We start from the raw sequence: 21,150 nt of genomic DNA, 5'->3' as shown, positions 1-21,150 counted from the left end.
AAGATCTGCATGGACCCATACATCCGGCAGACAAACAGCTAAAGTTCAGCAGCCATTTCTTTCGTATCCGGTTTTCAGGGCGCAAGCGCCTTGAAGGATAAAGGCTTGAATCTTTTCTGAAGTTATTCAGAAAGCGATTCAGCGAATATCCCCGTTTGGTGGCGATGGCGGAGGGGAACCACGCGTTCCCATACCGAACACGACCGTTAAGCCCTCCAGCGCCAATGGTACTTAGACCGCAGGGTCTTGGGAGAGTAGGACGTCGCCAAGCACGAATAACCTATCGCATAATTGCGGTAGGTTTTTTGTTGTTTTTAGGGAAAGGGCAGGTGTCGGCTCGAAAGCGCTTCACTTAAATTTAATTTGAATTTACTTTAGAACTAAAATATAATACATGAGCAGCGAAGAAATTAGTTAAGGAAGTGAGCGTGGAACATGGAGCAAGAAAAACTACAAAAAGTGCGTTTTTGGCCCGTTATGGCTGCAATTTTTATCGGATCCTTTTTATGTGTATTGGCTTCGGCCAGCATAAATTTAGCGCTTGAAATATTTACGGTTCACTTTAATACGTCGTTGAGTACCGTGCAGTGGACATTAACCGGTTTCATGCTCGCGATGGGGACGACGGCGCCGATTGCCGGTTATTTGGGTGAAAGGTTCAGCTTCAAGCGGCTTTATCTCTTTTCCTTAATAGGCTTTACCGTGACCTCCATTTTATGCGCGATGGCATGGAACGTAGGCTCATTAATTTTATTCCGTGTCATTCAAGGGGCATTCAGCGGTTTGATTATTCCGGCGACAATGTCGATTATTTATCAGATCATCCCAAGAGAAAGACAGGCAATGGCTATAGCCTTCTGGGGACTGTCGGCGATGCTCGCTCCGGCCTTCGGTCCAACGATCAGCGGCTGGGTGCTGCAAAATTGGGATTGGCAGTGGCTGTTCCTTATGAATATCCCGATTGGTCTAATTGCGATTGGATTTGTCTTTGCTTTTATCCCTTATTATCGTCTAAATATTCCGAAGAGCTTCGATCTTATCGGCTTCATAACGGTAATCGCAAGCAGCTCTTCCTTATTGCTGGCTCTTGGACAAGGTCATAGCTGGGGGTGGGGCTCTTGGAAGATCATATCATTGTTCGTGCTGGGAGCTGTCGCTTTACTTCTGTTCATCTGGCGGGAGCTTACGACGGAGACTCCGCTGCTCAATCTCAAAGTGTTTAAGAACGGCCGGTTCACCTTAAATACCGTTATCGCCAATATCATTACGATCAGCTTGTACTCGGGGACGCTGCTAACTCCGGTATTTTTACAACGAATTCAACATGTTTCCGCTTTGGATACGGGGATGATTCTGCTTCCAGCCTCGCTGGCCATGGCGCTGCTAATGCCATTCGTCGGTAAGCTGTATGGGATTGTCGGGCCGCGATGGCTAATGGCGGGAGGAATCGTCCTTCTAACGATAGGTACGCTGGCTTTAAGCTGGCTTAGCGTCGATGTATCCCATACCTATGTCATTATATGGATGACGGTGCGTAATATCGGCATCGCATTCGTCGTCATGCCTTCAAGCAACTCGGCAATGGAGCAAATACCGGCAGAGCTGTCCGGTCATGCTTCCGCAATTTCGAATTGGACGCGGAATGTGTTCGGGTCGTTTGCGATTGCGATTTTTACGACCATGCTGACTGCAAGATCCGTCACGCACGCCGAAGATTTCGTGAGGGCCGGTGACACGGACAAGCTGCATATCGAGATGATGTCGTTTACGATGAGCGTGAATGACGTTTACTTGGTTGCCACCTTAGTAGCGGCTATAGCGCTGCCGATCAGCTTGCTTGTAGGAAAAGTCAAACAGCAGCCGAATGACGGCAATATGAGGCGGGCTGACTCAGGAACGGTTAAGACCGTGAGCACATTAAGTGAATAACGCAGGCTCAAAAAAAGAAACCGCGAGAGCTAGCTGGCTCTCGCGGTTTTTCTATAGGTTACATAGACGGCAGCAATGCCAGCTAACGTAACAATCGTAGTAATAAGGCTTCCTTCCGCGCCGAAGGCGCCTCCGGACAGGACGTCAGGACCGGTAATGACGGTTGCCAGAACAGAATGTACCGTATCTGTACCGGACACTTTGAAGCCATACACGTAGCCCTGGGAGTAGTTCCAGGTCAAATGAAGCCCGATCGGCATCCATAATCCGCCGCTTACTTCACGAGAGACGGCAAGCAATATGCCGGCGAGCAGCAAATTGATAATCGGGAAAGGCGAATCGAAGGTGCCGGGATTAAAGCCGTGAAGAATGGCGAACAGAAGCGAGCTGACGGTAATTGCGACTATACTTCCGTAATGATAGCGAATAAGTCCTTGTACATATCCTCTCGAAAAAATTTCTTCATAAACCGCAACGCCAACAAACAAGAGGAGTCCGTCCAGCAGAGAGTGAAGAACCAACTGATTCAAGCCGATCCATTCCCATTCGATTCCGCCAAGCAGCCATATAAGAAGGGCTGAAACGGTCATGAGAAGAAAGCCGGCAAGCAGTCCGCGAATTGCCCAGGGTACGGCTCCGGGCTGCTTTAATCCGAAAGTCCAGCCCCTCTTCCGTTCGAATAACGCATACATGCCGAAAGCCGCAGCCATAAATACGATCATTTGAGCATAGATTGCCCATTGGCTGGAAATGGCGCCTTCCAGATCCGAGATGGAGAATCCGGCAAGCATAAAGTAAATGAGAAAGACAATGATGAGCAGCACGATTACGGTCACGAGCGTTAAAAGTAATTTACCGATAATCTCCGCAACGGATTTTATAAAGCTCACTCCCTCGTTTGAATTGGTAAAAATTCCCCACCGAAAAATAATATCATAAAAAACCCCCAAATTCATCATTTGGGGGTTAGCTCTTAACCTTGAACGTTCTAGAAACGTTGGCCGCCTAATTGCTGTTCAGCAATTTGCACCAATTTCTTGGTAATGTAGCCACCGAGTGAACCAGCGTCGCGAGTGGACAAGTTGCCATTGTAGCCGTCTTGTTGGAACGGTACGCCCAGCTGTTGCGCTGCTTCTGTTTTCATTTGGTTAAGTGCTGCTTTTGCTTGTGGAACGACTAGCGTATTCGAACTTCTTCTGCTCATTTTATCACTCCTTAGTTGGATGTGAGGTTATTATGTGGGGTAATGTACAGATTTATACAATTCATGAAAAAAACTTTTTGGTGTAAATTATGGAAATTTCGGATGCGAAAATTTGCAATCGGCCATGTTGAAATATTCTTTTTTCCGTCGGTATCGGTCAAATATAAAGAACATGGCGGAGGTTGGGATACCTTCAGCCGGGGACCGGGAAAAGAAGGAAGAAATCCGCCATTACATGAAGGACCGGTTTCTCTATATCGCGGAATCCCGCTCGTCCGGTGTTTCTTCCTCCAACCGGAAATCATCGGTTTTCTCGCCGTCCTCCCAGATTTCCACGAACAGCGCATCGCAGTCTTCAAAGTCGGCCGATTTCAGCGACATTGCTTTCTCCTCGTCGGGGCCAACGTATACGTTCTCCATGCCATCCTCGTTAAACGATTGAATCACATAAATTTTCACCGAAATAACCTCCTGAAAGCTCATATTGGAGCAGTATATCACAAATTGACGCAGGATGAGCCATAGGAACGCAGAAGCAAACTCATTTCAGTTTCCAATTCGAATACCTCCTTACCTTGTCCATTATACAATAAGGCAGGAGTCTGCAAGAAACGCAAAAAAGGGCTGCCGAATCGCTTCGACAGCCGCTGCTAAAAATTTAGGATTGCTGAGTGATGGATAGGCCGAGCCCTTCCGCAACGCGCTGCCCGTATTCCGGGTCCGCCTTGTAGAAATGGCCGATCTGGCGAAGCTTGATATCGTCTCTCTCGACCGGCTTCATGGCGCCGACGATCGTTTCGACTAAGCGCGCGCGTTCTTCCTCGCTCATGAGACGGTACAAATCGCCGGGTTGGGTATAGTGATCGTGATGATCGAAGGCGACGCTGTCAGCATTGCCCGATACCTCGTACGGAGCCGGTTTGTTCTCCGCCGATTCCGTCGGTCCTCCGTAGCTGTTCGGTTCATAATAGGTGGAAGCTCCGCCGTTGCCGTCGGCGCGCATTTGGCCGTCGCGCTGGTTATTATGCACAGGCGCGACCGGGCGGTTAATCGGCAGCTGATTATGATTCGCGCCGACCCGGTAGCGGTGCGCGTCCGAGTAAGCGAACAGGCGGCCTTGCAGCATTTTGTCCGGGGACGCCTCGATGCCGGGAACGAAGTTGCCTGGGGAGAAAGTTGCCTGCTCCACCTCGGCGAAGTAATTGTCGGGATTGCGGTCCAGCACCATACGGCCGACCTCGATCAGCGGATAATCCTTCTGCGACCATACCTTGGTCACGTCGAACGGATCGAAGCGGTATGTATCCGCGTCCTCCACCGGCATAATCTGGACGTAAAGCTTCCAGGCCGGGAAGTCTCCGCTTGCTATTGCGTTGAACAAATCCTCCGTATGGTAGTCGGGATTCTCGCCGGCAATTTGGGCAGCGACCTCGTTGGTCAGGTTTTTGACGCCTTGCTCGGTTTTGAAATGATATTTCACCCAGACCGCCTGGCCATCCTCGTTAACCCACTTGAACGTATGGCTGCCGAAGCCGTGCATATGCCGCAGCGTTGCGGGAATGCCGCGGTCAGACATCAGAATGGTCACCTGATGCAGCGATTCCGGCGAAAGGGACCAGAAATCCCAAATCGCGTTCGGGTTCTTCAGATGGGTTTGAGGATGACGCTTCTGCGTGTGAATGAAGTCCGGGAATTTAATGGCATCGCGTATGAAGAAAACAGGGGTGTTGTTGCCTACAAGATCATAGTTGCCTTCTTCGGTATAGAACTTAACGGCGAATCCGCGCGGGTCGCGCACCGTATCGGCGGAGCCAAGCTCGCCTGCAACGGTAGAGAAACGGATGAACATCGGCGTGCGTTTACCTACCTCGGACAAGAAGCTTGCCTTGGTATACGCCGTTACGTCATGCGTCACTTGAAAATAACCGTGCGCTCCCGCGCCCTTGGCGTGTACGACACGCTCAGGCACCCGTTCACGGTTGAAATGCGCCAGCTTTTCTAATAGGTGTACGTCCTGGATCAATGTTGGTCCGCGTGAGCCTGCAGTCATCGAGTTTTGGTTATCTCCAACGGGAGCACCCCAACTAGTCGTGAGCTTGTTCTTCTCAGTACTCATAAATAGAATCACCTCATTAGATTTTGTATGATTGCGCCTCGTATAATATGTTACCGCTTTCGGTAGAAAAATCAATGTTATTTTATAATGATTATAATTAATATTTTTCGTCAAAATGGAGAAACGAGTCGAATGATGGGGAATTGTAATAGGGATAATGCTATGATAGGGGTAATAGATTCGAGTGTAAGCTCACGTCACGCCACGGCTGCGTCGTTAGGAGGGTTTCAGGTTGAGTAATAAGCTTCAAAGCAAATGGTCGTACAGCGACATCGTAAATTATGCCATGCAGCAAAATCACGTGCCCGTTGTGAAAAATATCGCTCTGACTCATTCAGCGGAAGAGGAGCTGCGCGAGGTTATCGTAACGCTGTCCGCGGAGCCGGAGTTTGCCTATGGATGGACGAAAAAGATAGATGTGCTGCCCGCCGGGCAAACGGTAGATTTGGGCGCTATCCCCCTGCGGCTGTCTACGGATTATTTGGGCGGTCTGACGGAGCGCGTGTCGGGGCTGCTAACCTTAACGGTTCAGCATAATGAGACGGTTTTGCTCGAAGAACGCGAATCCGTCACGGTGCTTGCTTTCGATGAGTGGAGCGGACTGGCGGTCCTGCCGGAGATGGCGGCGGCCTTCGTCACGCCTAATCACCCGCAAGTGCTGCAGCTGGTCCGCGAGGCTGCGGATCTCTTAGGCAAGTGGAGCGGAAGCCCGACGTTCAGCGCTTACCAGAGCAAGGATCCCAATCGGGTGCGGCTGCAGGCCGCTGCCATCTACAGCGTCATCCAGAGCAAGGCGATTACATACTGCGTGGCCGCGCCGAGCTTCGAGCAGATCGGTCAGCGGGTCCGTCTGCCGGATACGATTTTCACGCATCGGATGGGCAACTGCTTTGATTTGTCGCTATTGTATGCGGCTTGTTTAGAGGCGGTCGGTCTGCATCCATTGCTTGTTTTTACGGAAGGACATGCTTTTGCAGGCGTCTGGCTGGTAGAGGAGACGTTCTCGGAGAGCGTGCAGGACGACATTTCTTTGTTGACCAAAAGAATCGCGCAGGGCATCAATGAAATCTGTTTAGTTGAAGCGACCTATATGAATGAGGGGCAGACCGCCCGGTTTGACGATGCCGTCGTTCGCGCGAGCTCGCATTTGCATAATCCGGATCAATTCGACTGCATCGTCGATGTCCGGCGGGCACGCTCCGGCGGAATTCGTCCGCTGCCGCTCCGGACGGAGAAATCCGGCGTATGGGAGATTGAGAAGGAGCCGGCAGACATGGACACAGCCGCCTCCGTACATACGATTCCCCCGGAAATCGTCGATGTATTGGAACCTCCTATCGAGGTGGACTCCATTCCGATGAGCAGACAGCGGCAGTGGGAGCGGCGGCTTCTTGATCTGTCGCTCCGCAATACCTTGATTAATTTCCGATTGTCCAAGTCAAGCGTTCAGCTTATGACGACGCAGCTCGGCGAATTGGAGGATGGGCTTGCGGAACGCGAGGAATTCCAGCTGCTGGCGAAGCCGGCAGACTGGCAGGATGACGTGCGCAGCGTTAATTTATATCAGAGCATCAGAAACAATCACCCGCTCGAGCAGCTGCTGCGGGATGAGTTCGGCCGCAAGCGGCTGAGGGCGGATTTGAATGAGGCCGAGCTGGAGAAACGGATGGTGCATCTCTACCGGTCGGCGCGACTATCTCTGGAGGAAAATGGAGCCAACACGCTGTACCTGGCGCTCGGCTTGCTGAAATGGTACGAATCTCCGGCAAGCGAACTGCCACGGTACGCGCCGCTTGTGCTAATCCCCGTCCAAATTATGAAGAAGCTGTCGCGCAGCGGTTATACGATCCGTGGACGGGATGAAGAACCGCAGATGAATATTACGCTGCTGGAGATGCTCCGGCAGGACTACGGCATCACGATCGGCGGTCTGGATGCTCTTCCGCGGGACGAGAAGGGCATCGACCTGAAGCAAATCTTCCATGTCATTCGACATGCGATGATGCAGATTCCGCGCTGGGATGTAGAGGAAGCCGCCTATTTGGGCTTATTTTCGTTCGGGCAATTCGTGATGTGGAACGACCTTCGGGCGCGCGCGGGCGAGCTGGCGGAGAATTCGATAGTCGCCAGTCTGATGGAAGGCAAGCTGCAGTGGCGGCAGGAGGACTCGAGTGACGATGAGCTTCCGCTAGATGAGCAGCACCCGGGCGAGCAGCTTATTCCGGTCAGCACGGACTCGTCTCAGCTGGCAGCGATTCGTGCTGCTGCCGCAGGCCAAAGCTTCGTGCTGCACGGACCTCCCGGCACGGGAAAATCGCAGACGATTACGAATATGATCGCAAACGCTCTGGCCGGCGGGAAACGGGTGCTGTTTGTCGCGGAGAAAATGGCTGCTCTCTCCGTCGTGCAGAAGAGGCTGGAACATATCGGACTCGGCGCGTTCTGTCTGGAGCTGCATTCGAATAAAAGCACGAAAAGGGCCGTGCTGGATCAATTACAGGCAGCGATTGATGCGCCGCGCAAGCAATCGCCTGATGAATGGAATGCGCAGGCGGACCGGCTGGCCGGGCTCCGCGGCGAGTTGAATGCTTACACGGAAGCTTTGCATCATAAGCATCCGTTTGGCTTTACATTGTTTGAGGCGGTAGCCGGATATGAGCAAGCAGGCAAAGGCTCGGAAGCCGTCGTATTCGGTAAAGCGGCGATTGAAGGCCTTACGGCCGGGAAGGTAACGGAATGGCGCGACCTGGCTGCGCAGTTGAAGGCCGCGAGCGCGCAGTGCGGCGGTCCTGCCGGGCATGCCTGGGCGGATGCCCGGGGCTCAGCCTTCACGCAAAGCTTGAAAAATGATGTGGAGCAAGCGCTCAAGGGGTTATCGGTTCAGCTGTCAACAGCCGATGAAACGATGGAGGAGGCACTGTCGCTGATGGGGCTTCCTTCGGTACCGCTGACCTATGAGAAAGCAGGCGTTCTTGCCCGGCTGTGCGAGCTGATGGTGAGTATGCCGGATGTGAAGGCTGCGTTGCTGGAAGCCGGGAGTCTGGCAGATACGGTAGATCAAGTGAAACGGGCCGCGGAGCAGGGCGAGCGGAGAGATGCGGTCAGGCATTCGGCGTCTCTTCATTTTACGGCGGAGGCTGTACGCTTCGATGCTCAGGCCGCGCTGTCGGAATGGACCAAGGCGGAGCTGAAGTGGTTTCTGCCCAAGTTTCTCGGCCAGAACCGGATCGTCAAGCTGTTAAGGACAATGGCTGCGCCCGGTGCGCAAATTTCGAAGGAGCAGGCGAAGCGGCATTTGAATCAGCTCATTCATTGGCAGGAGGAAGAGAAGAAGCTGCAGGTTATGGGCGACATGATGTTTCGTCACCTTGGCGCTTCGCTCTGGAATGACGGGAATGGCGATTGGTCGGGCATGGAGGCCGCTGCCGAATGGGCTATTGAACTGCATGAGCGTCTGCTCGCTTGGCATGACGGCGACGCGGGGGAGGCACAGCAAGCTAGAGCGCGTATTGGCTCGCTGATGGCAGGAGGCCGAAGCGCGTTTCTTGCGCAGGACGGCAAGCTCAGCCGCGCGGCCGCGCATCACCGCGAAACGACCGGCTGCGTAGAGCAGCTAGGAAGGCTGCTTCGGCTGGATGAAGCGGGATTGGCGGCGGCAGCCGGCCATTCGAGCTGGTATGGCTTCATGCGGCAGAAGGCAAGCCGCTGGGAAGCGAGCTTGCACGAGCTGCGCGATTGGTGCGCTTGGCGCCGGGTGTGGGAGCAAGCGGAGGAAGCGGGACTTGCGCCGCTGCTTCTTCCGCATGAGGATGGACGGTTGCCGAATGTAGAGCTTGTTCAAGCCTTTGAGCGCGGATTATATAAAGCATGCGCCAATTATATTTTTGACCATGACGATCGGCTGGGCACCTTCTCGGGCATCTTGTTCGAGGAGAAGTTGAACCGTTTCCGTGAAACGGACCGCCGCTTCGAGCAGCTTACCCGCGGGGAAATCGCGGCGCGGCTATCCGCCAAGGTGCCGCAGATGACGCAGGAGGCTGCGCAAAGCTCGGAAGCGGGCATTTTACAGCGGGCGATCCGGAGCGGCGGAAGAGCGATGTCGATCCGCAGGCTGTTTGATCTGATTCCTAATCTGCTGCCCCGATTGGCGCCTTGCATGCTGATGAGTCCGATATCCGTTGCGCAGTATTTGGATCCGGGAAGTCCGAAGTTCGATCTGGTCATCTTCGACGAAGCCTCACAGGTGCCTACGGCGCAAGCGGTCGGTGCTTTGGCGAGAGGCCATCAGGCTGTGATCGTGGGAGATCCGAAGCAGCTGCCGCCGACAAGCTTCTTCTCGAAGACGAAGGAGGAGGCGGACGAGGAGAATGCGGTGTCTCAGGACATGGAGAGCATATTGGACGATTGCCTGGCGCTCGGCATGTATCAGAGACATCTCTCCTGGCACTACCGGAGCCGCCATGAGAGCTTGATTGCTTTCAGCAACGCGCATTATTACGACAATAAATTAATGACGTTCCCTTCGCCCGACGAGCCTGTGTCCAGCGTATTCTGGCGGCCGGTGGACGGGTTCTATGACCGCGGACGGACGAAGCACAATCGTGCCGAGGGCGAAGCGGTTGTTGCCGAGATCGTCCGCCGCTTGAAGGATCCGGCGCTTCGGCAGCAAAGCATCGGCGTAGTTACCTTCAGCTCGATCCAGCAGACTTTAATCGAAGACCTGCTGGATGAAGCGATCAGAAGGGAGGCGGAGCTCGAGCAGCTGCTTCCGGAGCTGCCCGAGCCGATCTTCGTGAAGAACCTCGAGAACGTCCAAGGCGATGAACGCGATATTATTTTGTTCTCGATCGGCTACGGCCCTGACGCAAGCGGCAAGGTGAGCTTGAATTTCGGTCCGCTCAACCGCGAGGGCGGCTGGCGCCGCCTGAACGTCGCCGTATCGCGGGCGAGATGCGAAATGATCGTATTCTCGACGCTGCGGGCCCACCAATTAAGCGCAAGCCGGACGAGCGCGGAAGGCGTGCTTGGGCTGAAGGCTTTTCTGGAATATGCGGAAAAAGGCAAGCAGGGGCTTCCGGCTTCGGAAACGTCCAAGCAGGCTGCTGCCGCTACGGAGCTTCACCGCAGCTTAGCGGATGAACTGCGCAGGCGCGGGTATCAGGTTGACTTGTACGTAGGCGCCTCAGGCTACCGGATCGATGCCGGCATCATCGATCCGGACAATCCGAAGCAATACCGGCTTGGGATTCTCCTGGACGGGCCGATGTACAACAGCGCAAAGACAGCCCGCGACCGCGATATATTGCGTATTCAGGTGCTGGAGCAGCTTGGCTGGCGCTTGCATCAGGTATGGCTGCCGGATTGGTGGGAGAACCGGGAGGCTGAGCTTCGCAAGATTGAAACGGCGATGGAGCAGGCGAAGGCGGCAGAGGGGCGTTTAGCTGACCCTGCCGCTGAGCTCTCGGCGCAGACGGACCGTGAACAAGCGGATCGTATGCAGGGTGACCGTGCGGACCATTCACAGACGGACAATGTACAGGCAGACCAAGCGCAGGCAACCCAAACACAGGCGACCCAAACGCAGACAACCCAAACACATGCGCAGGCAGACAAAAGCTCGGACCCTGCTATATCATCCTTAGCATCTGCTGCGCAGATAGATGCTGTTCCAGGTGAAACAGCATCCGCTCTGCCAGAAGGGGCGGAGTGGTATAAAGTCTGCGACTTGGAGGTTGTTCCTTACCATACGGATGCGTTCTATCAGACGGGGCATACGCTGCTTATTTTGGACCAAATGAAGAATGTGATCCGTGAGGAAGGGCCGGTAAGCCGGACTTTACTCGCGAAGCGGGTGCTTCAGGCTTGGGGCATCGCAAGGATGGGGGCCCGTCTGGACAAGCGGTTTGACGAGCTGTTCGGAAAGCTGGATATTACGCAAACCGATACAGACGGAACGCCATTCCTCTGGCCGGAAGAGACAGCACCTTCAAATTGGGAAGGCTATCGGATCGCTGCTCATGAATCGCAGCGCCGGTCGGCGGAGGATCTGCCCGCAGAAGAGGTGGCTAATGCGGTGAAGGCCGTACTATCCGCTCAAATCAGTTTGCCTGAGATTGATCTGGTGAAGCAGGTCAATAGGCTGCTGGGCTACGCCCGTTCGGGAGCTGCATTGGAGAAAGCGGCGCGAAACGGAATCGCCTGTGCGATCGAACGCGGTTTTGCGTTCAGAAGCGAGGACGAACGGATCGTGCTGAAGGATCGCTGATTTTCGGATGGGAAAAGTCGTACAAAAAAACACTGACCGTGGCTGTCAGTGTTTTTATTTTACGCTGTTTCGTAAATATTGTTGCTATATAAGTTGAACAAATGAATTACCGTACACCAGGCAGCATGAGGAATGACTTTAATCATTCTCACTCTAACGGTTGTCTGAGCCCTTATTTGCCTAAAAAAGCACGTTTCAAAATTGTAACGGCTGCTACAGACCTTATCCGAAGATTTTCAGCCCGAAAATGAGCTGATATCGGGAAATAGCGTCTGTCAGCTCCGTTACATTTTTAAAATGGCCGATATTGCACAAATAACGTATGTGGTGGCCGTTAAACGAAATCAAGTGGCATGTGTCAGCCATATCTCTCTACTCGAGTCGCGCAATTCTCTGGTTCAACTTAACACAAAAAGAAAAAACCGCTTAATAGCCGTTAATATTGAAATGTAATAAAGATAAAGGACTCTCCCGCTATATGAAGAATAATAGATTATAGTCTAGCCTAATAGTTGCGGGGTGGGTTAATAATGAACATCTTTGAAAGACGAAGAATGAAAAATTCATTACGGGGCTGCGATTATGCTCTGGCAGCGGACGTTATTAAAGAAAAGTTTATTGACAAAAATAACGAGAATCAGGGACATCTTCATAAATACATTGAAGTTTTTTTGGCTAATCCTTGTTTAGAACAAGCATTAAAATTGATTGCGCAAGATTCGATGATGTATTTTTATTTTAACGGGTGCAAGGAAGACGGCTTGTACAAAAAACAAACCAATAAAATAAGCAAGGTTACGGCAAACGATTCAACGGAATCTGTTCCAGACAATATTTTAACGATGACTAATCACAAGAAAACGAAGTTTCCTAATGTTGTATCAACATTAATATATGATTGCTCTGAAATGGAGAAGCAAATCAAGGAGTTTCAACGTTTGCTTAAGGAAGGCAAGGATGTCGAACACAATCAGAGATTATTGGAAATCTATAAAGAAGGCTTAAGGGAATTCGAGAAGGCAATCGAAGTTTTGCAAAAATATGATGGACGGGAACTGGGCGGGAAGTCGGTTTCAAGCCATACGTAAACCTGCTTCCCTCCTCGTCCTCAGTTACCGTGCTGAATCTTTGTGTAAAGCTGGATGCGGTGGATCCCTGCTCCAACGCAGCGGATCCTATGTCCGCCGCTATTCCCCGTAACGCGCCAGCGCCTTCGTCGCAGACTCCAGCATCCGCCCCCGCATGTAGTCTCCGTTTATCAACCGTACCCGTTTGCCGAGAAAACGGGTCTTGGACAGCACATACTCGCTCTCATTGTTCAAAAAGCTCAGCCGGATCGTATATTCATCCGACTCCTCGGTATAGCGAACCTCCTTCTCGAAGCAGGAGAACGCATACAGGATGCGCGACAGCTCGGCGTTATACTGCCTCTCGACCAGAATGTCGACGCTTAGCTTGCGCTTTTCCAGAAGTGATAGAACCGTGGCCTGCAGCTGCTCATAGCTCTCTTCCGAACAAGGCTCCTCATGCACCTCGGTTATTTTGTGCAGCTTCGTGCTCATCAGGGTGCGATACCTCATATGGTACCAGAGCAAATACCACTCCCGCTTGACCATCGAATATTCGAGCTTATAGGGAAAGGCCGTCTGTTCGTTGAACCCGCGCCCGTTCTTGAGGCCGTAGCTCAGCCGGACGAAATTTTTATTCATGATCGCCCGTCTTAACGGACGCAAGAGGGCGTGGTAGACTTGTTTCTCCTTACTGGCCGCCTTGTGCAGCAGCAGCTCCTGCGTATCGAGCGGCTGGTCCTGCTCCAGAATCGTCTCCAATCTGGCCAGCGTCTCGGCCTCCAAAGCCTCCAAAGCCGCCGGATGCCGAAGCATCGTCTTGAGCCACCCCCGCTCGTGGGCGGTCACCATGAACGTGCCGGCGTCTTCGAGCCGGGAGAGAATTTGGTGATTGAATATTTTTTCAAAAGGATTCATAGTACGTCTTGATCTCCTTCCATTCCTCTATCATTTCCTGCCTGAGCTTTAGCGGCTCCAGCACTTCACAGCTCGAACCGAAGCTTCGGATCCATGGCTTAATCTCAACGGTTCCATTTACGACAATCTCATACAGGAACGAGTCTCCGTCCTCCTCATCCGTTACGCTTCCCCACTGTCCCTGCAGCAGAACGCGCTCCTTCACGAAATTAGCAATGCCGGGACCCGGGTTGAAAAAACGAATGCGAACCGTAACGGCCCGGCCCGTATCGATCAACCAGCTGTGCCGCAGCCTCAGGTCAAGCAGCTCGCGATTTTCCGAGAACAGCTCCTCGGGGACCGTCTCGCCTTCCTCCACCTGGGTAAGTCCCTCCAACCGGTATTTCATAATGCCGTACCTCTGGTGATGCCCAAGCAAATACCAGCGTCCGTATTGATGGTCGTACACGACCTTAAGCGGGAGAATCGTTTCCAGCTTGCCTTCGGTGTCGCGTTCGAACAGCGGATTCGTATTTTTGGAAGCGTAGCTCGTTCCCTTTTTCGGAGAGAAGTAGAGGAAGCTCACCGTCCGCCGATTGCGGATCGCCCCCAGCAGCATAAACAGATGAGCCTCGTCCAATATGCGGGAGTAGTAATGATATTTATATAAAAAAGGTTCGATAAGCGGTTGGCCGTCCTGATTCCGGATCATATGCTTCTTCAAACCGTCTCTCAGTAAATAGCCCTGTACGGATGGAAGCTGCGTATTCGCCATGATATCTACGAAATCATATACATCCTGTAGCTCCTCCCGCGTCAGCTCCTGCACCAGATCAAGCCGGAGGCGGTAACGATAGGGGCGGGGCCCGTTTTCTTTCTTAATGACGCCAACCTGCTCCAAATACTTTAAGTCGGCGCGGATCGTTTTCTCGTCCGGCAGCGGGAGGGAGGCCGGCATGCTGCAGCAGCATGCGTCAAGCAGCTCCATCGCGGTAAGAGGCTGTCCATCCAAGGCGGCAAGAAGCAGAGAGAGGCGTCCGCTTTCCGATTCCTTCAACGACTTGGCCCGGAATAGGAACAAGAGCATCGGATCGGACGAATCGAGATAATGGAAGCGAATCGTCTCCGCGAACTCCTTGCCCTGCTCGGAGGGAAGCTGCCGGTGAACGGAGCTTACAACCTCCTTCAGCCGTTTGATCGTTTTGTCGAAGGTATGGACGGAAATGCCGAGCCTGTCCGCAAACTGCTGGCGGCTGTAAGCCCCGCTCGTGAGGACAAGCATCCGCAAAAACTGGATCTCTTTATCAAAGCTTTCTTTTGCCATATACAGCTTCCTCCCCGGTCTGCGACGTTCTATTCCTCTATCTTAACAGGAAGAATGCCGATGTGAACAAGAAGGAAAATTTTCCTTCGTCGTAATACTTTCGCCATGTTCGCGGGCTTTGAAATAAGCGAAGATAGAACTCATAAGACGGCGGCAAGCCGGCTCGAAAGAGAGCGAACGTACGGGAGGTACTGAACATGACTATAAAAATGAACTTGAATTTGCCCGTGAACTACAAAAGTCACGGCGGCAACCATCATGAAATCGAGCTCGAGAACGGAAACCTTCACCTCTTTGCCAATGACGAGGTATTTCAATCCTTTGAACCTAAAGTCTACGAGATGGCGAACAACAACCTGCTAATTCCTAGAAACCAATATATGAGCTACACCCCTGACGCGCATATCGGCATCGGCACGTGTATCGGCACGACGGCCGTATGGAGCATGAGGGACGGCTGCGTGTCGCCATCCATCGTAGGCTCGGATATCGGCTGCGGCATGCGCGTTCATACGACGCGACTGCACAAAAGCGATATCCGGGATAAAGGGGTTCGCCGCGCGCTGATCGCCGCGATCGAGAAATATGTTCCGACGAATGAACGGACGAATTCGAATTATGAAGATATCGATATTATGGATGTAGTCCGCAAAGGCTTGAACGGGCTTCCCGGGAAATATGTGCCGGATGAGCAGTGGCTGACGCATGTGGAGCAGGCCGATTTTGCCTATGATCATTCGTATCTGAATCATCTGCCGCCCAAGATTATGAAATATGCGCGGGGACAGCTGGGAACGCTCGGCAGCGGCAATCATTTTATTGAGCTTCAATATTTGGAGGTCCAAGCGGAATACGCGGATTTGGCGGCAAAATGGGGCTTATTCGACGGCCAGGTCGTCGTCATGATCCATTCCGGCTCGAGGGCTTGGGGCGGCATGGTCGGCCGGGAGCATAACAAGGTGATCAAGGAAGCCATGAGACAGTGGGGCGTGAGCAATCCCGACCCGAATCTGATCTACGCGCCGATCGCGAGCCATGAAGGCCAAACCTACTTGAATCTCATGTATTCTGCGCTGAACTTCGCCGTCAGCAACCGGCATATGATTGCATTCGGCGTACGCGAGGCGTTCAGGGAAGTATTCGGTCAGGACATGGAACTGCCGGTCCTCTATGATCTGATGCACAACTATGCGCTGAAGGAATTTCACCGCGGCCAGCCGATGCTCGTCCATCGCAAAGGGGCGACGCGCGCGCTTCCGCCGGGCCATTTCCTGAATACGGCTGCGTACAAGGAGACGGGACATCCCGCTCTCATCCCCGGCTCGATGGGGACTTCCTCTTATATCATGGTAGGGAAGGACGAAGGCCTCAAAAACTTCTATTCCATCTGCCACGGCGCAGGCCGGGCGCGTTCCCGCAAAGCGACCAAGGAGCTTGTGACGGTCGATCAATTCGAGCAATCGCTTAAGGTGGGTACGGAGGACGAAATTCTCGTCAATCACCGTTCCTTGCAGACGATCCTCGACGAATGCCCGCAGGCCTACAAGGATGTCGACCAAATTATCGACAGCGTCGCCGGCGCTTCCTTGGCAGCCGTTGTGGCCAAATGCAAGCCGATGGCTGTAGTCAAAGGCGTCTAATTGCAAGTTTAAATTGCTATTAAAGATAACATCAATAATAGATCCGGGCTCATGTTAGAGCGGCGTACCTTGGCTGGGATGTCTATTCATCCCGCAGTGCCCGCGCATGTTATGCGTGGGTATGCTGTACCGTCCGCCTCGGCATGAGCTCTCCATTTATAAGGGTTCGACTCCCTTGGTATCGCTTAATCAGCGGTTACTCAGTGGTTGTATTTAGGAATCTCCCTGCAAGGAGAACTCAGAATTGTCCCGACCTCGCCAGGAATGCCGTGAGCCTGCTTAGGCATGCTCGCTGCAGCAAGGTCCATGCAATCGGCGGATACCGATTTGAGCCGGAGCGCCTCTGACTGCTTGCGCGGTGCATCGCTTCATACGGGCTGCAGTCCGGGCCTGTGTAATGCGATTTACTGCTTAAGCCGCTATGCGCAAAGCTCATTTCTTAAGTTCCGATTCCGGCCAAGTGGCAGGGCATTCCTGCAGCGAAGGTCACCAAAACGTAAAGAGGTGTTCATTCATGTTTAAAAAAATAACGATAAAAAACGACGAGCGGGGCTTGCTGTTCAAAAAAGGCAGCTACGTTAAGCATCTGCAGCCGGGTATTTACCGGCAAGGCTTATTTTCCGATGATCAGGTGATCGTGCTAAACATAGCGAAGCGTTTTACCGTTCCGGATAAGGAGCTGAATCTGTTTCTTCAGGATGCGACGCTTACCAAGGAGCTGACGGTCGCCGATGTGCAGGATCATGAGCTCGTGCTGCACTTCGAAGACGGCAAGTATGCGTCGCTGTTAACGGCGGGGCTGTATGCCTTCTGGAATGACATGAAGAAGCATACGTTCATTCGGGCGGATATCCGGAATCCGGAGCTGTCCGGGGAGATCGACCGCGCAATTTTACCGAAGCTGCACGGCTATATTCAAGTTTTCGAGGTAGCCAGCCATGAGACGGGTGTTCTATTCTACAATAACGTGCTTCAGCGGGAGCTTCGGCCGGGCAAATATTACTTCTGGAAGGGTCCGGTCGCCGTTCAGGTGAAAACGATCGATCTGCGCCAGCAGCAGCTGGATATGACCGGACAGGAGATTATGACGGAGGATAAAGTGACGCTTCGGCTTAACTTTGTTTGCCAATATAAGATTACGAGTCCACTTAAGGCGCTTGAGATTAAGTCGTTCGAAGAGCAGGTGTACATTTTGCTGCAGCTGATTCTGCGCGAATACGTCGGTACGCTGAAGCTGGATGACTTGCTGCGCATGAAGCAGGAAATCGCGGTATTCGTGTTGACCCGGTTGAATGAGCAGAGCGGGTGTTATGGCATATCGTTTATATCGGCTGGCCTGAAAGACATTATTTTGCCGGGCGAAATAAAGGATATTATGAATACGGTGCTCTTCGCGGAGAAGAAGGCGCAAGCCAATCTGATTACACGACGCGAGGAGACGGCGTCGACGCGCAGCCTGCTGAACACCGCGAAGCTGATGGATGAGAACGGCACTCTGTACCGCTTGAAGGAGCTGGAGTTTCTGGAGAAAATTTGCGAGAAAATCGGCACGATCTCGCTCACCGGCGGCGGCAATCTGCTGGAGCAGCTTAATTCGCTTTTAAGCGTCAGGGCGGCGGACAAACCATGATCGTTTTAGCGTAGGCCTCGAGACCATCCTTGGATCTCGGGGCTATTCCAATTTTTGCGTCCGGTTGATTCCATGGCGTTTTTTTGTTACTTTGGAAACTGCATGTTTTTTAGCGTGTCTTTCTATATAATAGAACCAGATGCAAGTAATACGATGGTTTAGGAGAGTAAAATGTCGATTACGAAAGAAATTGTACCGGATAAATTTTGGCCTGCGCTTACATACCCGTTATTCTATGCGGACGCATTAGGCTCTTTAACGAAGCAGCAGTTAACAAACATACGCATGAATTTGGATATAAGCAACCTCAGCTCGCTTAATAAGCAGGGTTTGGTAGAGAAGCTGTCGGAGAAGATTCCTGAACATCTGTGGATGATCACCCGTACATGGGATCATGAACGATTGAAGCTGGCGCAGAAAATCGCCAAGAACGACGGTTTATGGGACAAGCCGCTTCTGGAATTGCAGCAATACGAATATTTCCGCGAGCGCGGCATCCTGTTCCCGGGCATACTGGAAGGGAAGCGGGTCGTTATCATGTCGGCAGAGCTTGTGACACTGTATAAATCGGGCGACTTCCTGCAGGATCATCCGATCGTTAGCCGGAATACGGAATGGATCCGGTTAACTCACGGTTTATTATATGGTTACGGGGTTTTAACCGCAGAGGAACTGGAGCGTTTTGTGATGTCCTATTCGGAGCATAAACAGCTGCCCGGGGATTTGATGAATATCCTTTACGAAGCTTGGCCCTATTATGAACGATTCCTTATAGAAGAGAACGGTATAGTGTCGGACAATCGGGTCGTACATTCGGAAGCACTATGGATTCAACGCTCACAGAGGCATGATCTGGAATTCTATCCGTATACGAAGCAGGAGCTTTTGAAAATAGGGGAAAAGGACTACGTTGAGCGCAACCAGCATTATATGAATCTGGTCCGCTACGTGCTGGAACATTACGAGACGGATCGCGAAGATGCGGAGCTTCTTGTGGAAGAGTGTGTAGATGCGGCAAAAACCGGCGATTCTCTTGCATCTATTATTGAAATGGCGCAGGATTTTATTGAGATGCCTAGCCTGGAATCCGTAGCAGGCTTTACGGATTTGCTGGTCCCGCTGATGAATAACACGAAACAATGGGGGATCAAAGGCTACGCTCCTATGGAATTGTCGGCCAAACGTGCGGGTACGAGCATGCTCTTAAATAGCGTATCGAATCAGGCGGTTAAAGCGGATGTGATCGATTTTCAGACGAAGAAGAAGATTGGGCGCAACGACCCTTGTCCATGCGGAAGCGGGAAGAAATATAAGAAGTGCTGCGGTCAATAGCATTATATAACGGGAGCAGGAGGGTAAGGGATGAAGCAAAGCCGGCAAGGTTTGTATCTGAGAAGTATTCAGCTGCTGCGGGATACCGTCCCTTCCTTCGCTGCCTATCCGTTCCATTTGAGAGCGATTCAGGAGCTGGATTTGCTGGAATTCCATCCGAAGGTTACTTATATCGTTGGCGAAAACGGAATGGGGAAATCGACCTTGATGGAAGCGATCGCCGTCGCTCTCGGATTTAATCCGGAGGGCGGTACGATCAACTTTAATTTTTCGACGGAAGCGACGCATTCCGAGCTGTATCGTTATTTAAGGCTGGCGAGAAGCACGGTAAAGCCGCGGGATGGATTTTTCTTTCGGGCGGAGAGTTATTATAACTTGGCTACTAATATTGATGCGATGGATCGGGAACAAGCTAACGCACCGCGTATTGTCGATTCCTACGGCGGGAAGTCGCTGCATCAGCAGTCGCATGGGGAATCGTTTTTTGCGGCGTTTCTGCATCGCTTTAACGGAAATGGACTGTATATCTTGGACGAGCCGGAGGCGGCGCTTTCTCCTTTCCGGCAGATGGCGATGCTGTCCAGGATAAATCAGCTTGCCTTGCAAAATTCTCAATTCATCATATCGACGCACTCCCCAATTTTGATGGCCTATCCGGATTCGAAGATTTACCGGTTGACCCCCGATGGAATCGAAAAGACAACATTGGAAGAAACGGACCATTACATTCTAATGAAGCAGTTCATGAATAACAGGGAGCGTATGCTGAGAGAATTGTTTAGGGACGAAGAAGAGGAGAGATGATTAATGTCGATGGAGATAGAACGGAAATTTTTGCTGGATGCAGAGCCGGGCACCGTTATTGAGGAACAGAAGCTGAAGGTGCTGTCAGAGCAGCGAATAGAGCAGACTTATTTGGCGATGGATGATCTTCAAGAGCTGCGCGTTCGGCGAATCGTTGATCAGGCAACCGGCGATGTAACGTTTACGCATACGTTTAAGCTGGGGAGCGGGCTTTCCCGTGAGGAAATCGAATACGCTATCTCGGAAAGCATTTATGAGCAGCTGATAAATGCTTTTGGGTACGTGGCGCTTACGAAAAACCGTATAACCGCGGAATGGAATGGCAACATTATTGAAATAGATATATATGATCAGATTGAACTTACCGTCCTTGAGGTCGAGTTCGAGTCGGAAGAAGCTGCGAATGCATTTGCAGCGCCGGAATGGTTTGGGAGAGATATAAGCTCCGAGCGGCAGTACAGCAACAAAAAGGTATGGCGGGAGCTGCAGGCGTAATAAACGGTAGAGAGATTTTATAAAAAAGTTTTGCGAAATGGTTGACTTCATAGGCGGATACATGATACATTATAAGTCCGGCCGAGAGAAACAGGCGGACGGCGAGAAAGAAAAGATTGTTCTTTGAAAACTGAACAACGAGTGAAACTGTCCCGTTAATCCATACGGATTAATGGAAAAGCGATAAAAAAGTAATGAGTCAACGAGAAACTTCAATCTGACCTTTGGCTAGAGAGAGGTTTCGCGGACAACTAACCAATTTGGAGAGTTTGATCCTGGCTCAGGACGAACGCTGGCGGCGTGCCTAATACATGCAAGTCGAGCGGAGTTATTCCTTCGGGAGTAACTTAGCGGCGGACGGGTGAGTAACACGTAGGTAACCTGCCTGTAAGACCGGGATAACATTCGGAAACGAATGCTAATACCGGATACGCGAGTCGGTCGCAT

14 protein-coding genes and 2 rRNA genes are annotated in these 21,150 nt (G+C 52.0%); 10 read left to right on the top strand and 6 right to left on the bottom strand.

Annotated elements, in window-relative coordinates; all coding sequences use genetic code 11:
• Nucleotides 1-154 precede the first annotated feature (154 nt).
• A 5S ribosomal RNA gene (gene rrf / locus H581_RS0109880) occupies nucleotides 155-271 on the top strand.
• Nucleotides 272-435: 164 nt separating this feature from the next.
• Nucleotides 436-1,929 carry a DHA2 family efflux MFS transporter permease subunit gene (locus tag H581_RS33560; protein ID WP_051250624.1) on the top strand — a complete coding sequence of 498 codons (1,494 nt, stop codon included), beginning with the start codon at nucleotides 436-438 and terminating at the stop codon, nucleotides 1,927-1,929.
• Between the two features lie 29 nt (nucleotides 1,930-1,958).
• On the opposite strand, the gene H581_RS36360 is transcribed toward H581_RS33560, so the two are convergent.
• The 4 genes from H581_RS36360 to katA form a co-directional block, all read right to left on the bottom strand.
• Nucleotides 1,959-2,819: a CPBP family intramembrane glutamic endopeptidase gene (locus tag H581_RS36360; protein WP_169507487.1), complete on the bottom strand. Its 861-nt coding sequence runs from the start codon at nucleotides 2,817-2,819 to the stop codon at nucleotides 1,959-1,961.
• Between the two features lie 98 nt (nucleotides 2,820-2,917).
• Nucleotides 2,918-3,133, bottom strand: coding sequence for an alpha/beta-type small acid-soluble spore protein (locus H581_RS0109865; protein WP_028609853.1), 216 nt, complete (start codon nucleotides 3,131-3,133; stop codon nucleotides 2,918-2,920).
• Between the two features lie 252 nt (nucleotides 3,134-3,385).
• Nucleotides 3,386-3,592: a hypothetical protein gene (locus H581_RS0109860; RefSeq protein ID WP_028609852.1), complete on the bottom strand. Its 207-nt coding sequence runs from the start codon at nucleotides 3,590-3,592 to the stop codon at nucleotides 3,386-3,388.
• 199 nt (nucleotides 3,593-3,791) lie between these two features.
• Nucleotides 3,792-5,249: a catalase KatA gene (katA, locus tag H581_RS0109855; RefSeq protein WP_028609851.1), complete on the bottom strand. Its 1,458-nt coding sequence runs from the start codon at nucleotides 5,247-5,249 to the stop codon at nucleotides 3,792-3,794.
• Nucleotides 5,250-5,481: 232 nt separating this feature from the next.
• Here katA and H581_RS0109850 point away from each other — a divergent pair, with 232 nt between their 5' ends.
• A complete protein-coding gene (locus H581_RS0109850; protein ID WP_028609850.1) occupies nucleotides 5,482-11,514 on the top strand; it encodes a DUF3320 domain-containing protein in 6,033 nt (2,010 codons plus the stop codon).
• 530 nt (nucleotides 11,515-12,044) lie between these two features.
• A complete protein-coding gene (locus H581_RS0109845; RefSeq protein ID WP_028609849.1) occupies nucleotides 12,045-12,602 on the top strand; it encodes a hypothetical protein in 558 nt (185 codons plus the stop codon).
• Between the two features lie 99 nt (nucleotides 12,603-12,701).
• Here H581_RS0109845 and H581_RS0109840 read toward each other — a convergent pair whose 3' ends face one another.
• Both H581_RS0109840 and H581_RS0109835 read right to left on the bottom strand, forming a co-directional pair.
• The gene (locus H581_RS0109840) at nucleotides 12,702-13,499 is read right to left on the bottom strand and encodes a WYL domain-containing protein (protein WP_028609848.1); all 798 of its coding nucleotides are present in this window, start codon (nucleotides 13,497-13,499) and stop codon (nucleotides 12,702-12,704) included.
• Entirely contained in the window at nucleotides 13,486-14,802 is a 1,317-nt protein-coding gene (locus H581_RS0109835; protein WP_028609847.1) for a helix-turn-helix transcriptional regulator, read from the bottom strand. The genes H581_RS0109840 and H581_RS0109835 overlap by 14 nt, the downstream gene beginning before the upstream one ends.
• Nucleotides 14,803-14,999: 197 nt before the next feature.
• On the opposite strand from H581_RS0109835, the gene H581_RS0109830 reads away from it, so the two are divergent.
• The 6 genes from H581_RS0109830 to H581_RS0109805 all read left to right on the top strand — a co-directional run.
• Entirely contained in the window at nucleotides 15,000-16,442 is a 1,443-nt protein-coding gene (locus H581_RS0109830) for an RtcB family protein (protein ID WP_245600003.1), read from the top strand.
• A gap of 514 nt (nucleotides 16,443-16,956) precedes the next feature.
• Nucleotides 16,957-18,072 (top strand): slipin family protein, encoded by a 1,116-nt coding sequence (locus H581_RS0109825; protein WP_028609845.1) that lies wholly within the window; start codon nucleotides 16,957-16,959, stop codon nucleotides 18,070-18,072.
• A 171-nt stretch (nucleotides 18,073-18,243) separates the two neighbouring features.
• Nucleotides 18,244-19,404 carry a YecA family protein gene (locus tag H581_RS0109820; RefSeq protein WP_028609844.1) on the top strand — a complete coding sequence of 387 codons (1,161 nt, stop codon included), beginning with the start codon at nucleotides 18,244-18,246 and terminating at the stop codon, nucleotides 19,402-19,404.
• Nucleotides 19,405-19,434: 30 nt separating this feature from the next.
• Nucleotides 19,435-20,208: an AAA family ATPase gene (locus tag H581_RS0109815; RefSeq protein WP_028609843.1), complete on the top strand. Its 774-nt coding sequence runs from the start codon at nucleotides 19,435-19,437 to the stop codon at nucleotides 20,206-20,208.
• A 3-nt stretch (nucleotides 20,209-20,211) separates the two neighbouring features.
• The gene (locus tag H581_RS0109810; RefSeq protein WP_028609842.1) at nucleotides 20,212-20,703 is read left to right on the top strand and encodes a CYTH domain-containing protein; all 492 of its coding nucleotides are present in this window, start codon (nucleotides 20,212-20,214) and stop codon (nucleotides 20,701-20,703) included.
• 257 nt (nucleotides 20,704-20,960) lie between these two features.
• A 16S ribosomal RNA gene (locus tag H581_RS0109805) occupies nucleotides 20,961-21,150 on the top strand; the annotation flags it as partial.

The sequence above is a fragment of the Paenibacillus harenae DSM 16969 genome (assembly GCF_000422465.1).
Classification (GTDB): domain Bacteria; phylum Bacillota; class Bacilli; order Paenibacillales; family Paenibacillaceae; genus Pristimantibacillus; species Pristimantibacillus harenae.
Note: the sequence above shows the minus strand (reverse complement) of the source record. Positions and strands in the feature narration are given on the sequence as shown.